The 14,469-nt window shown below is 63.7% G+C and carries 13 protein-coding genes; 8 read left to right on the forward strand and 5 right to left on the reverse strand.

What is annotated here, in order from left to right:
• Window positions 1-34: 34 nt before the first annotated feature.
• Genes obgE through AAG821_RS03625 form a run of 5 tightly spaced genes read left to right on the forward strand, consistent with a single transcriptional unit; the run spans window position 35 to window position 4,375 of the window.
• Window positions 35-1,084 carry a GTPase ObgE gene (gene obgE / locus AAG821_RS03605; RefSeq protein ID WP_341910175.1) on the forward strand — a complete coding sequence of 350 codons (1,050 nt, stop codon included), beginning with the start codon at window positions 35-37 and terminating at the stop codon, window positions 1,082-1,084.
• Window positions 1,077-2,192: a glutamate 5-kinase gene (gene proB / locus AAG821_RS03610; protein ID WP_341910173.1), complete on the forward strand. Its 1,116-nt coding sequence runs from the start codon at window positions 1,077-1,079 to the stop codon at window positions 2,190-2,192. The genes obgE and proB overlap by 8 nt, the downstream gene beginning before the upstream one ends.
• A 23-nt stretch (window positions 2,193-2,215) precedes the next feature.
• Complete coding sequence (locus AAG821_RS03615) at window positions 2,216-3,502, forward strand: glutamate-5-semialdehyde dehydrogenase (RefSeq protein ID WP_341910171.1); 1,287 nt, start codon at window positions 2,216-2,218, stop codon at window positions 3,500-3,502.
• 43 nt (window positions 3,503-3,545) lie between these two features.
• Window positions 3,546-4,154, forward strand: a complete 609-nt coding sequence (locus tag AAG821_RS03620; RefSeq protein WP_341910169.1) for a nicotinate-nucleotide adenylyltransferase — start codon at window positions 3,546-3,548, stop codon at window positions 4,152-4,154.
• Window positions 4,151-4,375, forward strand: coding sequence for a hypothetical protein (locus AAG821_RS03625; protein ID WP_341910167.1), 225 nt, complete (start codon window positions 4,151-4,153; stop codon window positions 4,373-4,375). Before AAG821_RS03620 ends, AAG821_RS03625 begins: the two co-directional genes overlap by 4 nt.
• Before the next feature lie 7 nt (window positions 4,376-4,382).
• Here AAG821_RS03625 and AAG821_RS03630 read toward each other — a convergent pair whose 3' ends face one another.
• From AAG821_RS03630 to thrS, 4 genes are all read right to left on the reverse strand, one after another.
• Window positions 4,383-5,597: a class I SAM-dependent methyltransferase gene (locus tag AAG821_RS03630; protein ID WP_341910165.1), complete on the reverse strand. Its 1,215-nt coding sequence runs from the start codon at window positions 5,595-5,597 to the stop codon at window positions 4,383-4,385.
• A complete protein-coding gene (locus tag AAG821_RS03635) occupies window positions 5,594-6,586 on the reverse strand; it encodes an NADPH:quinone oxidoreductase family protein (protein ID WP_341910163.1) in 993 nt (330 codons plus the stop codon). The genes AAG821_RS03630 and AAG821_RS03635 overlap by 4 nt, the downstream gene beginning before the upstream one ends.
• Before the next feature lie 90 nt (window positions 6,587-6,676).
• Window positions 6,677-7,219, reverse strand: coding sequence for a translation initiation factor IF-3 (infC, locus tag AAG821_RS03640; protein ID WP_341896672.1), 543 nt, complete (start codon window positions 7,217-7,219; stop codon window positions 6,677-6,679).
• 71 nt (window positions 7,220-7,290) lie between these two features.
• Window positions 7,291-9,276, reverse strand: a complete 1,986-nt coding sequence (gene thrS, locus AAG821_RS03645; RefSeq protein ID WP_341910162.1) for a threonine--tRNA ligase — start codon at window positions 9,274-9,276, stop codon at window positions 7,291-7,293.
• Between the two features lie 265 nt (window positions 9,277-9,541).
• Here thrS and AAG821_RS03650 point away from each other — a divergent pair, with 265 nt between their 5' ends.
• Window positions 9,542-10,573 (forward strand): amino acid ABC transporter substrate-binding protein, encoded by a 1,032-nt coding sequence (locus AAG821_RS03650; protein WP_341910159.1) that lies wholly within the window; start codon window positions 9,542-9,544, stop codon window positions 10,571-10,573.
• Between the two features lie 58 nt (window positions 10,574-10,631).
• On the opposite strand, the gene AAG821_RS03655 is transcribed toward AAG821_RS03650, so the two are convergent.
• Entirely contained in the window at window positions 10,632-11,768 is a 1,137-nt protein-coding gene (locus AAG821_RS03655; protein WP_341910157.1) for a glycosyltransferase family 4 protein, read from the reverse strand.
• A 166-nt stretch (window positions 11,769-11,934) separates the two neighbouring features.
• Here AAG821_RS03655 and AAG821_RS03660 point away from each other — a divergent pair, with 166 nt between their 5' ends.
• Window positions 11,935-13,185 carry a DUF2927 domain-containing protein gene (locus AAG821_RS03660; RefSeq protein ID WP_341910155.1) on the forward strand — a complete coding sequence of 417 codons (1,251 nt, stop codon included), beginning with the start codon at window positions 11,935-11,937 and terminating at the stop codon, window positions 13,183-13,185.
• 39 nt (window positions 13,186-13,224) lie between these two features.
• Window positions 13,225-14,466, forward strand: coding sequence for a DUF2927 domain-containing protein (locus AAG821_RS03665; RefSeq protein ID WP_341910153.1), 1,242 nt, complete (start codon window positions 13,225-13,227; stop codon window positions 14,464-14,466).
• Window positions 14,467-14,469 lie beyond the last annotated feature (3 nt).

Below are 14,469 nucleotides of genomic sequence, written 5' to 3' on the forward strand. Positions count from 1 at the left end.
CCCCTTTTTCGTTTCCGCACCACAGTGAACTGCAATGAAATTTCTCGATCAGGCCAAGGTCTTTGTTGAAAGCGGACAGGGCGGACCCGGTTCCGTCAGCTTCCGCCGTGAGAAGTTCATCGAATACGGCGGGCCCGATGGCGGCAACGGCGGCAAGGGCGGCGATGTCTGGGCCGAATGCGTCGACGGACTCAACACGCTGATCGACTATCGCTACCAGCAGCATTTCCGCGCTGCCCGCGGCGGCCATGGCTCGGGCCGCCAGCGCTCGGGCGCCAATTCCGAGGACGTGATCCTGAAAGTGCCGAAGGGCACGCAGATCCTCGCCGAAGATAACGAGACGCTGATCGCCGACCTGACCGAGATCGGCCAGCGCGTATTGCTGTGCAAGGGCGGCGATGGCGGCTTCGGCAACGAGCATTTCAAATCCGCCACCAATCGCGCGCCGCGCCGCGCCGATCCCGGCTGGCCGGGCGAGGAAAAATGGATCTGGCTGCGGCTGAAGCTGATCGCCGATGCCGGTCTGGTCGGCCTGCCCAATGCCGGCAAGTCCACCTTCCTCAGTCGGGTGTCGCGCGCCAAGCCCAAGATCGCCGACTATCCCTTCACCACGCTGAAGCCGCAGCTCGGCGTGGTGAAAGCCAATGACAAGGAATTCGTGCTGGCCGATCTGCCCGGCCTGATCGAGGGCGCGGCCGAAGGCGCTGGCCTCGGCCATCGCTTCCTCGGTCATGTCGAGCGCTGCGCCGTGATCCTGCATCTGCTGGATGGCACCGCCGAAGATCCGGTCAAGGACTGGAAGCTGGTGCGCAAGGAACTGAAAGCCTATGGCGGCGGGCTGGACAAGAAGCTGGAGATCATTGGTCTGAACAAGATCGATGCGATTCCGGCCGATGAGCTGAAAGAGAAAATGGCCAAGCTGAAACGCGCGGCCAAGCGCCCGGTTCTGGCGCTGTCGGGCGTCACCGGCGAGGGCGTCGATGCGGTTTCCACGCAGCTGTTTGCCATCATCGCCGAAGCCCGCGCCGCCGAGAAGGCGGCCGCAGGAGTGGAAGTTGGCGAAGTCGAGACCGGTGATGCGTAACCGCCTCGAGACATCAAAACGCATTGTCATCAAGGTCGGCTCGTCGCTGCTGGTCGATGCCGAGAAGAACACGCTGCGCGATGCCTGGCTGACCGCGCTGGTCGAAGACATCGCCAAGCTGCGCACTGATGGCAAGGAAGTGCTGGTCGTTTCCTCGGGCGCCATCGCCCTGGGTCGCCGTATCCTCGGCCTGAACGGCAAGGCGCTGCGGCTGGAAGAAAGTCAGGCCGCCGCCGCCGCCGGCCAGATCAGGCTGTCTTCGGCCTGGCAGGACGCCCTGGCGAAGCATGATCTGAAAACAGCCCAGCTGCTGCTGACATTGGGTGACACGGAATCGCGCCGGCATTACCTGAATGCGCGCGAGACGGTGAACACGCTGCTCAAACTTGGCACTGTGCCCGTGGTCAACGAGAACGACACGGTGGCGACGGCGGAAATCCGCTTCGGCGATAATGACCGTCTGGCCGCCCGCGTCGCGCAGATGATCTCGGGCGATTGTCTGGTGCTGCTGTCGGATATCGACGGACTCTACACCGCCGATCCCGGTGTTGCCCCCCATGCAAAGTTCCTGTCCGAGATCGAGGCAATCACACCCGAGATCGAGGCGATGGCCGGTGTATCGCGCTCCGGTCTCGGTCGTGGCGGCATGATCACCAAGATCGTCGCGGCCAAGATTGCTGTCGGCGCCGGCTGCGCCATGGTAATCGCCAACGGCAAGCAGATGCATCCGGTGCAGGCTGTGCGTGATGGCGGGCGCTGCACCTGGTTCCATGCCCATTCCACGCCGGCGGCCGCGCGCAAGCAGTGGATCGCCGGCCATCTCAATCCGCAGGGCACACTGATCCTGGATGATGGGGCCGTGACGGCGCTGCGCTCGGGCCGGTCGCTGCTGCCTGCTGGCGTCACCCAGGTGGATGGCAGCTTCCAGCGCGGCGATCTGGTGCGGGTCTGCACAACCGATGGCACCGAGATTGCGGTTGGACTTTCCGCCTATGCCGATGAGGATGCCCGCCGTATCAAGGGGCACAAATCCGGCGACATCGAGGAAATTCTCGGTTACCGTGGCCGCGATGAAATGATCCACCGCGACGAGCTGGTGCTGCGATGACCGCACAGGCTTCTATTAATCAGATGGCCGCCATTGTCGATACAGCAGCCATGATCGACTCCGCCGCCCTGATGAACAAAATGGGCGCGGCGGCAAAGTCTGCGGCGCGCATGCTCGGCACCGCATCGACCGCGCAGAAGAATGCCGCCTTGAAAGCTGCCGCTGCCGCGTTGCGGGCCGGTGAACAGACGATTGTCGCCGCCAACGCACAGGATATGACGGCCGGCAAGGCAAAGGGCCTGACAGCCGCCCTACTCGACCGCCTGATGCTGGACGGCAAGCGCGTGGCCGCGATCGCGCAGGGCCTGGAAGACATCGCGGGATTGCCTGATCCGGTCGGCGGTGTGATCGCCAGCTGGACGCAGCCCAATGGCCTGAAATTCGAGCGCGTGCGCACGCCGCTGGGCGTGATCGGCGTGATTTACGAAAGCCGCCCGAATGTGACCGCCGATGCCGGCGGTCTGTGCCTCAAGGCCGGCAACGCCTGCATCCTGCGCGGCGGATCGGAAAGCTTCCACTCCAGCATCGCGATCCATGCCTGCCTGGTCGAAGGCCTGCTGGCCGCCGGACTTCCTGCCGAGGCGATCCAGCTGGTACCGACGACCGATCGCGCCATGGTCGGTGCCATGCTGACGGCGGCGACCTGGCTGGATGTGATCGTGCCGCGTGGCGGCAAGTCGCTGGTGGCCCGCGTGCAGTCTGAGAGCCGCGTACCGGTCTTTGCCCATCTGGAAGGTAATTGCCATGTCTATGTCGAGGCCAGTGCCGAGATCGAGATGGCGAAGCGGATCGTGCTGAATGCCAAGCTGCGTCGCACCGGTGTCTGCGGTGCCGCCGAGACCCTGCTGGTCGAGCGCGCCGCCATCGGCACTCATCTCAAACCGCTGCTCACCATGCTGCTGGATGCCGGCTGCGAAGTGCGCGGCGATGCCGAGGCGCAGAAGGTTGATACCCGCGTGAAGCCCGCCACCGAAGCCGACTGGGCGACCGAATATCTCGATGCCATCATCGCCGTGCGCGTGGTGGATGATCTCGATGCCGCGATTGAACATATCTCCACCCATGGCTCCAGCCATACGGAAGCGATCCTGACGCAGGATACCGCCCATGCGGCCGATTTCATGAACCGGCTCGACAGCGCCATTCTGCTGCACAATGCGTCCACCCAGTTCGCCGATGGCGGCGAGTTCGGTTTCGGCGCCGAGATCGGCATCGCCACCGGCAAAATGCATGCGCGCGGCCCGGTCGGTGTGGAACAGCTCACTACCTTTAAATATCGCGTGCACGGCAACGGGCAGATTCGGCCCTGACGATGCCTGTCCAGGCCATAACGACGGAGCAGCCAAGCCCCGCATGATTCCGCCCCTCGGTTCATCCATCGGCCTGCGCATCGGCCTGCTCGGCGGCTCATTCAACCCCGCCCATGCCGCCCATCGCGAAATCAGCCTGACCGCGCTGCACCGGCTGAAGCTGGATCAGGTCTGGTGGCTGGTCAGCCCGCAGAACCCGCTCAAGCCTGTGCGCGGTATGGCGCCGCTCGACAAGCGGTTGGCCCAGGCCCAGGCCGTGGCGGCGCATCCGTGCATCCGGGTCACCGCCGTCGAGACCCGGCTCGGCACGCAGTATACGGCCGATACCCTGGCGGCCCTGCACCGGCATTACCGGCAGGCCCGCTTTGTCTGGCTCATGGGGGCCGACAATCTGGCGCAACTGCATCGCTGGCGCGACTGGCAGGGCATCGCCCGGACCATGCCGATCGCCGTGCTGGATCGTCCGGGCTTCAACCTGACGGCGATGCAAAGTCCGGCCGGACAATGGCTGTCGCGGCACCGCGTGGCGCGCTATGATGCCTCTGCCCTGCCGGGCAAGGCCACGCCGGCCTTCCTGCTGCTGAAGTCCAAACTCAATCCGCTCTCGGCCACAGCGATCCGGCAGAAGAAAAACGGAAGGCACCTAGGATGAAGAGCTTTCTTGTTGCTTACGACTTCGGCACCGGTGGCCTTTGGGCGATCCTGAATGCCGAAAGCAAGGACCAGATCACCAAACGCTTCCCTGACCTGACCATTCTGGAACAGCGTCCGGACTCGATGTCGGAAACGGATTACGGCCGCATCACGGCGCAGGAGACCTACGCCTTGTCCGGTCCGCTGCCACAATGGCTGGCCGATCTCGACAAGAAATAAGACGCCGTCACGGCTGCCGCAGGAACAGCTTATTCACGCCGGTCAGCATCCTGTGCACCGGCGCGTAAGCCGCAGCAAAGTCATCCCAGCCTAGATTCATCATCTGCGCCATGGCGCCGAGCGTGCGGCGCCCGTCAATCAGCGCCACGATCTCGGCGGCCTGCGGCGGTGCGGTAAAGACCAGCCGGGCGGATTCAAAAGCTACCGCCAGTTCGCCGCGCTGGCCTAGCGTTTCCGCGAGTGCCTTGGCCGGCACACCATTCAGCCAGGGCGCCAGATCAGGCGCCGGCTGTGCCACCGCCTCGGCGGCGCGGGCTTGCGGCACCACATACATCACATGGGTCTTCAGCGAGCCGCAGAGCCGCTCGGCCAGCGCCTGTTGCTCGGGCAGCGGCAGGGCTGCCGCGCGACGGCGCAATGCATCGTCCTTCAGATAAGTGAGCGGATCGTAGCAGCAGGGCTCGATAAAGGCCGCGATATGCAGGCCGGCGCCATCGATCAGCGCATGCAGTTCCGGCACCGTATAGGCGCGATCCTGGCTGTGCAGCAGCAGGTCATACAGGCCAGAATCATTGTTCTTGTGATCGACCAGGAAAGGATTGCGCTGGAATTCGTTGGTGTCTGGCAATTCGGCCAGCAGGGCTTTGGCCAGCGCCACCTGCTGGTGCGGCGGTTCGCCACCGACCAGCTGCCGCAGCGCTGCCTGCATGGGATAGACACCGGCACGGCCATATTGCCCGTAGACCATCAGCCCCATGCCGCCATGGGGGCTGAGCTGATCCATCAGCGCCTGGAGGCCCACGGCAGGTTCAGGCAGATGATGCAGCACGCCGCAACAGTCGATGTAGTCGTAAGGCCCTGGCGCCAGCTGCGGCAGATCGAGCAGCGAGCCGGTGAGGAAGCGGATATTGGTCAGACCACGCACCTTGGCACGTGCTTCGGCAATGGTGCGTGAGGCGGTGGAAAGGTCGAGATAGACCACCTCATGCTGACTGCCGCTGGCAGCGAGATATTGTGCCAGATGGATCAGCCCGTCGCCGGTGCCGCCGCCGGCCACCAGAACCCGCATGGAGTGATGGAAATCGCGCCGGCCGCCAAAAACATAATGATTAAGCTCGGGCAGGAAGCTCGGGCTGCCGGTGATTAGCCGGCGTGCCTCGTCGGCCGGATCGCGGGCCGGATAGGGATAGGCTTCGTATTGCTGCTGAACCGGATCTGTCACGAGACCTTGATGACCACCTTGCCCGTGGTCTTGCGCGACAGCAGGGCCTGCATCGCCTGCGGCACCTGGTCGAGCGCAAAAGTGCCGGAGACATGCGGCTTCAGCTTGCCATGTTCATACAACGCCAGCAGGGCGGCAAAATTGGCGCGGTTCTTTTCCGGTTCGCGCGCGGCAAAGGCGCCCCAGAAGACACCGACAATGCTGCAACCCTTGATCAGTGCCAGATTGGCCGGTGCTTCCGGAATGCGCCCCGAGGCGAAGCCGATCACCAGCAGGCGGCCATCCCAGTTGATGCAACGCAAGCTCTGATCGAAGGCATCGCCACCGACGGCGTCATAGATGACATCGGAGCCATTGCCGCCGGTAAGTTCTTTGACGCGGTCCTTGATGCTTTCCGTCGAGTAATTGATCACATGAGAAGCGCCATACTCTTTCACGATGGCGGCCTTTTCATCGGACCCCACGGTGCCGATCACGGTGGCGCCGAGTTCACGACCCAGTTCGACAGCATTGAGGCCGACGCCGCCGGCAGCGCCATGCACCAGCAGAACCTCGCCCTTCTTGATGCGACCACGGTCGACCAGCGCGTGATAGGTGGTGCCGTACGTGATCGGGAAACCGGCCGCAATCTCGTAAGGCATTGAGGCTGGAATCTTGAACACATTGCTGGCCGGGCAGTTCACCTGCTCGCCGAAGCTGCCGCTGCCGGTGGTGGCCATGACGCGGTCGCCCACTTTCAGATCGGCGACCTTTTCACCTACGGCAGCGATCTCACCCGCGCATTCCATGCCGGGTGCGAACGGGAAGCTCGGCTTGAACTGGTATTTGCCGGCGATCATAAGGGTGTCGGGGAAGTTCAGACCCGCGGCATGCACGCGGATGCGCACCTCCTTGGGGCCGAGCGCCGGCAACGACAGATCATCGAGCACCAGGCTCTCCGGTCCGCCCCAGGCCTTGCACACCATCGCCTTCACAGTGACTGCCGACATCGCACGACTCCCTTAGACATCTGATTTTTTGTTGTGCTGCAGATACAGAAATGGCGCCGACTTGCATCGGCGCCATGGCAGAGCCCCGGGTTATTTCGGGGCCATAACCATCGTCATCTGTCGCCCTTCCATCTTGGGCGTCTGTTCCATCTTGGCCTTGTCGCCAAGATCGTCGCGCACGCGGTCGAGCAGCTTCATGCCCAATTCCTGGTGCGCCATTTCGCGGCCACGGAAGCGCAGGGTCACCTTGACCTTGTCGCCTTCTTCGAGGAAGCGCTGCATCGCCCGCATCTTCACGTCATAGTCATGCGTGTCGATCATCGGACGCAGCTTGATTTCCTTGATCTCGATGACCTTCTGCTTCTTGCGTGCCTCGGCGGCCTTCTTCTGCGCCTCGTACTTGTACTTGCCATAATCGAGAATCTTGGCGACGGGCGGGTCGGCGGTGGGCGAAATTTCGCAGAGATCGAGGCCGGCTTCTTCAGCCAGGCGCAGGGCTTCACGGATGGAAACCACGCCACGATTTTCGCCAACGGCGTCAATCAGGCGGACGTTCGGGACATCAATCTCGAAATTAACCCGCGGGCCATCGGTTTTCGGCGTCGGCGGGGCATTGAACGGGGGACGGGCTATGACGCGCTCCTAAAGCAGTTGCAACAAAATCAGTAGGTTAAGGCGAATTGGACGGTTTGATCCCACGGGGGTCAGCCGGGCATCCGGGCCTCGGCGGACAATTTAGCAATCGCCTCGGCCAAAGCAATGGTTTCCTGCTGCTCCGATCCCAGGCGCCGCAGGGTGACGGTACCCTGCTCCGCTTCCTTTTTGCCCACCACCAGGATGACCGGCACCTTGGCCAGGCTGAGTTCGCGGATCTTGTAGTTGATCTTCTCGTTGCGCAGGTCGGTATCGACACGCATGCCGGCAGCATCGAGCTGATCGGCGACGCTCTGCGCGTATTCATCACAGTCTGACACGATCGGCGCGACGACAGCCTGCAGCGGCGCCATCCACAGCGGCAGGCGGCCGGCATACTGCTCCAGCAGGATACCGATGAAACGCTCAAAGCTGCCGAGGATCGCGCGATGTAGCATCACCGGGCGATGCCTGGCGCCATCGGCGCCGACATAATCTGCACCCAGCCGCTCGGGCAGCACGAAGTCAACCTGCAGGGTGCCGCACTGCCAGTCGCGGCCAATGGTGTCGCGCAGCACGAATTCCAGTTTCGGGCCATAGAAGGCGCCTTCACCGGGATTGAGCGTGTATTCCAGGCCCGATGCGACACAGGCTTCCTTCAGCGCGGTTTCGGCGCGATCCCAGGTTTCATCCGTGCCGGCGCGCTTAGCCGGACGGTCGGAGAACTTCACCTTGATCTCGGCAAAGCCCATATCCTTGTAGATGCTCTGCAGCAGGTCGCAGAAAATCTTGCTCTCCGAGATGATCTGGTCCTCGGTGCAGAAGATATGTGCATCATCCTGGGTGAAGTTGCGCACGCGCATGATGCCGTGCAGCGCACCGCCCGGCTCGAAGCGGTGGCAGGAGCCGAACTCGGCCATGCGCAGCGGCAGGTCGCGATAGCTCTTGAGGCCCTGGTTGAAGATCTGCACATGGCAGGGGCAGTTCATCGGCTTCAGCGCGAAGATGCGCTCGTCGGGATTGGCAGCGAAGTCGCGGATGCCCTCTTCGTTTTCCGCGATATACATGCTCTCGCGGAACTTCTCCCAGTGGCCCGAGGCTTCCCACAGCTTGCGGTCGACCAGCTGCGGCGTCTTCACTTCCACATACTTGGCCTTTTCCAGGCGCTGGCGCATGTAGCGTTCCAGAGTCCGGTACAGCGTCCAGCCCTTGGGGTGCCAGAACACCATGCCGGCGGCCTCTTCCTGCTGATGGAAGAGGCCCATTTCCTTGCCGAGCCGGCGATGGTCGCGCTTCTCGGCTTCTTCCAGGCGCTTCAGATACGCATCGAGTTCCTTCTGGTCGCGCCAGGCGGTGGCATAGACGCGCTGCAGCTGGCGGTTCTTGGCATCGCCGCGCCAGTAGGCACCCGACACCTTCATCACCTTGAACACCGGCGGCAGCTTGCCGGTGGAGGGCAGATGCGGGCCCATGCAGAGGTCGAGCCAGCTGTCGCCCTGGCGATAGATCGAGATCGCCTCGCCACGCTTGGCGATCTCGGCGACCCACTCGGCCTTGTAAGTCTCGCCGATCGACTTGAAATACTCGACCGCCTTTTCCGGCGCCCATTCCTCGCGCTCGATCGGCAGGTCGCGTTTGACGATCTCGGCCATGCGCTGCTCGATCTTGCCGAAATCTTCCGGTGTGAAGGGCTCGTCGCGCACGAAATCGTAATAGAAACCGTCCTCGGTGGCCGGGCCGAAGGTGATCTGCGTGCCGGGGAACAGCTCCTGCACCGCCTGCGCCATCACATGGGCGCCGTCATGGCGGATCAGCTCGAGCAGCTCGGCCTCGTTCTTGTCCTTCATGGTCACGATCTCGAGCTTGGCGTCGCTCTTGATCGGCGTCTTGAGATCCTTCAGCACGCCATCCAGGCGGATGGCGAGCGCCGCCTTGGCCAGGCCGGCGCCAATGCTGGCGGCCACATCGGCCCCGGTGCTGCCGGCCGCGTAAGTTCGCACACTGCCATCAGGCAGGGTGACGCGGATTTCGGCGGCAGAAAGGGCTGAGCTGGACATGATTTAGCGGACCTCCAAGGGGGCGCAGCCTAGCCGCCACGGCCCCCCTGTCAAGCCGGCCCCGGGCCGTTCCGGCTGCCGCCCCGGCCCGATTCAGGGCAGCGCGACGCAACGCCTGCCGCTTTCGGCAGCAGCGCGGGGCCGACCCCGGCTGGCGTGATCGAATCTGCTGGGTCCGGGACCGGGAATATGCTGGCATGGGCTTCGCATAACCGGACGGGTCAACCGTCGTCCACAGGGCGTCGTTCAACAGGGGGCTTTATCCATGCGTATCCGAACCATTCTTGCCGGACTTGCCGTTGGCGGTCTGACCCTGGCCGGGCTGGCCGCACCGGCCATCGCCGGCACCACCTTCGATGCCGTCAAGGCCAAGGGTTTCGTGCAATGCGGCGTCAACGGCAGCGTTGCCGGCTTCTCGGCCCCGAACAGCCAGGGCCTGTGGACCGGCATCGATGTCGACATGTGCCGCGCGGTAGCGGCGGCCATGTTCGGCGATTCCAGCAAGATCAAATACACCGCCCTGACGGCGCAGCAGCGCTTTGTCGCCCTGCAGTCGGGCGAGATCGACGTGCTGACCCGCAACGTGACCCAGACCCTCTTGCGCGATGTCTCGCTGGGCCTGCGCGAAGCCGGCGTGAATTTCTATGATGGCCAGGGCTTCATCGTGAACAAGAAGCTGGGCGTGAAATCGGCCAAGGAGCTGAATGGATCGACCATCTGCGTGCAGCCCGGCACCACGACAGAACTGAACCTATCGGATTACTTCCGCAAGTCGAACATGACCTTCAAGGCCGTGGTGATCGAGAAGGTGGATGAGAACATCGCCGCCTTCAGCTCCGGCCGCTGCGATGTCTACACCACCGATGCTTCGCAGCTCGCCGCCGTGCGGGTCACCGCGCTCAGCCCGCCGGATGATTACATCATTCTGCCCGAGCGCATCTCCAAGGAACCGCTGGGCCCGATGGTGCGCCAGGGCGATGACCAGTGGTACCAGGTGGTGAAATGGGCCCTGCTGGCGCTGAAGGAAGCCGAGGAGCTTGGCATCACGCAAACCAATGTGGACGAGATGCTGAAAAGCGAGGATCCGGTGATCAAGCGCTTCCTCGGTGTCACCCCGGGCTATGGCAAGGCGCTCGGCCTGGATGAGAAATGGGCCTACTGGATCGTCAAGCAGATCGGCAATTACGGCGAGAGCTTTGAGCGCAACCTGGGCAAGGGCAGCCCGGTGAAGCTGGAGCGCGGCCTGAATGATCTGTGGACCAAAGGCGGTCTGATGTACGCCATTCCGTTGCGCTGAGCATCAGCGGATCGCAAGGGATCGTGGCCGGGGCTTCATGCTCCGGCCATTTTCTTTTTCAGCTGTGATCGGGGAACAGCAGGCGCGTGTAGACCTTGATATAGGCCTCGCACATCGCATCCACGGTGAAATGCTCCTGCACATGGCGGCGCGCCCGCTCGGCGATCTGCATGCGCCGTTCCGGCGTAAGTTTCAGGGCTTCGTCCAGTGCATCGGCCAAGGCTTCGGCGTCGCCCGGCGGCACCAGCCAGCCGGTTTCGCCCGGCAGCACGGTTTCACGCGAGCCGCCATGATCAGTGGCGACCACCGGCTTGCCCATCGCCTGTGCTTCGACGGCAACACGGCCGAAACCTTCAGGGAAGGTGGAGGCCGAAACCACCACATCGGCCAGCATGTAAGCCGCCGGCATATCCTTGCCATCGCCCGGCATGCGCACGCTGCGATCCAGCCCGAGCTGCACGATCAGGCCCTCCAGATCGGCGCGATAGCCTTCGCGGCCCTGGGTGGAACCCAGCAGCACGGCGGTGAAATCCTGCTCACCATGGCGGTCGGCCAGGATTTTCAGCGCCCGCAGCAGCACCGTATGGCCCTTCCAGCGCGTCAGCCGGCCGGGCAGCAGGATCACCGGGCGACCATCGGTCAGGCGCCACTGCTGCTGCAGGTTGGACATGCGTTCGGGATAGATGCGGGTGGGATCGAATTTGGCGAGATCGGTGCCGCGCGGGATCGTCACCAGCCGGGCGCGGGCCACCCCGAAAGCCTTGTTGGCGTAATCGGCGACGAAATCGGAAATCGCCACCACCACATCGCCCTTGGACATCGGGCCGGCCCAGAATTTCTTGAACCAGCTATGCGACTTGTAGGCATTGTGGAAGGTGGTGACCAGCGGCACGCCGCAGCGCTGCGCCGCCAGGCGCGCCGACCAGGCCGGGGCGCGGGAGCGCACATGTACCAGGTCGACCGGCAGGCTGCGGATCAGCTCTTCCAGCCGTGCGGCATTGCGCCGGATCTTGAACGGATTCTTGCTCGCCACCGGCAGGGTGATGTGCTTGGCGCCGGCGCGTTCGAGCTCACGCACCATCGGGCCGCCTTCAGACACCACGTAGGAAACCCAGCCGGCCTTGGCGAGCGCCTTGGCGGTATCCACCGTGCCGCGCTCGACGCCGCCGGTCACCAGGGCGGGCAGCACCTGCATGACAGCGGGTGGTCTTCCCGAACTGGGTGTCTCTAGGGTAGAAATTGGGCTATCGGACATCGCGGCTGAAACGGCGGGGAGTTGGACCACTATAGGCCGCATGCCGGGTAGCGCAAAGCCGGACCGCTGGCAAGGCGGGCCAGCATCCATGGGGACAGAAACCGCGATGCAGGACGTAAAAAGCCTGACCCGGATGGCCGCGGCGGCGGCGGTGCTGCTCGGGCTCGGGCTCGGCTTCGGCCCGGCTCTGGCCCAGACCACCGGACGCAACCCGTCTCATGAAGACATCCTGCGCGGTTTCGATGCCAGTGCGCTCTGGGCCAGCCGCGAGGATCTCGGCTATGGCGCTACCTACAATCCGGTCGGGATGATCGTGAAATGGCAGAAGCCGATCCTCTACAGGATCGACGGTTTCCGCTTCAAGCCGGAAATGATCACCTTTGCCATCGCCGCGCTGCAACGCCAGGCCGGCATCGCTGGCGTTGAAGTGCGCGAGGCCGCCGCCGGCGATGAAGCCAACTACACCATCATGTTCCGCGATGTCGAACGCTTCGAGATGTCCTCGGGTTGCAAGGCAAGCTGCTACATGACACCGCGGTTCGATCACGTCAGCGGCCACATGATATCCGCCACATTGCAGATCAACCTGTCTGCGGCCAATCTCGAGCGCTGCATTGTGCATGAAATTCTGCATGGTTTCGGGCTGTTCAACCATCCACACCGCCTGCATTCGGTGCTCAGCTACTATACGAATGCTTTCGTCCACGACCTCACTGAGCCTGACGAAGTGATGCTGCGCAGCCTTTACGATGCGCGGCTGAAGCCCGCGACCTCACGGCTTGGCGCGCTGGTCCTGGCCGATGGCCTGATCGAAGAGAAACGCCGCGCGATCAACCCGGCCGCACCGCCGAAAAGCGATCCGGCACCCGTGCTGCGCGATGTGGTGGCTGATCTCGAAAAAGCCGCCGATGGCGGTAGCCAGCGCGCCATGCTGTACCTGGCCGAGGCTGCACGGCGCGGTTATGGCATGGCAAAAGATACCGGGCGCATGAAGGCGCTGCTCGACCGGGCCGAGGCCATCGATACACTGCCGGCGCGGTTTGATCTGGCCCACGCCCTGGCATCAGGACGCTATGTCGCAAAGGACGAAGCGCGTGCCGCGCGCCTGTATCGGCAGAATGCCGAGCTGGGGCACCAGGCTTCGCAGAACAATCTTGCTGTGCTGCTGCGCGACGGCAAGGGTATCGAGATGGACAAGGCCGCAGCCCTGGCGTGGTTCACCATCGCCGCGCGTGACAATTATGCTCTGGCGGAGCGGAACCGACAGAAACTGGCGGAAAGCCTGCCGCCGGAACAGCAGGAGGCGGCCAGAGCGCGCGCCGCGGCATGGAAACCGCCCACGGAAGCCGCTAAATAAGCCAATGCCATCGACGGATGCGGAAGGCCGGATAGACGCGTGACTGGGTTGGGAAAGCATCGAACAAGTCTCGTTGCACTGGCTGCCCTGCTGTGGCTGGCCATCGGTTTTGGCCCGACTACGGCCCGCACCCCGCCCAATACCAACCCATCCCATGAAGAGATTCTGCGCGGTTTCGACGCCAGCGCGCTCTGGGCCAGCCGCGAGGATGTCGCCCATGGCGGCACCTACAATCCCGCCGGCATGATCGTGAAATGGCAGAAGCCGATCCTGTACAAGATCGAGGGGCTCACCTCGAGACCGGACCTGGTCAATCTTGCCATCGCCACGCTGAAGCGGCAGGCAGCGATTGCCGGCATCGAGGCCCGCCCGGCCAGTGCACAGGAACCGGCCAACTACACCATGGGATTCCGCAATGTCGCGAGTTTCGATCTCGGCGACCGCAAGGCGATCTGCTATGCCGGCCCCAATTACAATACCAGCGGCCATATCCAACATGTGAACCTGCAGATCAATCTGGCTGCGCCCAATATCGAACGCTGCGTGCGGCATGAAATCCTGCACAGCTTCGGCCTGCTGAACCATCCGCACAGCCTGCATTCGGTGCTGAGCTATTACACCACGGTGGCCGACCTGACCGAGGCCGATCAGGTGATGCTGCTCAGCCTGTATGATCCGCGCATCCGGCCCGGCATGTCGCGACTGGCCGCGCTCACCGTGGCCGATGGCCTGATCGAGGAAAAGCGCCGCCAGATCAACCCGCGCGCGCCGCCAAAAACCAGCCCGGCGCCGGTGCTGCGCGATGCCGTGGCCGACCTGCAGGCCGCTGCCAACACCGGGACGGTTCGCGCCCAGCTCTATCTCGCCGAAGCGGCCTGGAAGGGCTATGGCATGGCGCCCGATGCCGCCCGCATGCAGGCCATGCTGGACCGCGCGACAGCGACGCAGGATATCGTCTCCCGCTTTGACGTGGCCTTTGCCCTGCTGGCCGGCAGCTATGTGCCGAAAGACGAGGCGCGCGCCGCGGCGCTGTTTCAGCGCAATGCCGACCTTGGCCATGAGGTCTCGCAGAACAACCTGGCCGTCCTGCTGCGCGATGGCCGCGGCGTGGCGATCGACAAGGTGGCGGCGCTGACCTGGTTCACCATTGCGGCGCGTCGCAACTACGCGCCAGCCGAACGTGCCCGTGTCAGCCTGGCGGCGACGCTGCCGCCCGACCAGCAGGAAACCGCCCGCCTTCGGGCCGCAGCATGGAAACCACGCCCCGAAGGCGCTAGATAGAGC

The sequence above is a fragment of the Ferrovibrio terrae genome (genome assembly GCF_943372915.1).
In the GTDB taxonomy this organism is placed as follows: domain Bacteria; phylum Pseudomonadota; class Alphaproteobacteria; order Ferrovibrionales; family Ferrovibrionaceae; genus Ferrovibrio; species Ferrovibrio terrae_A.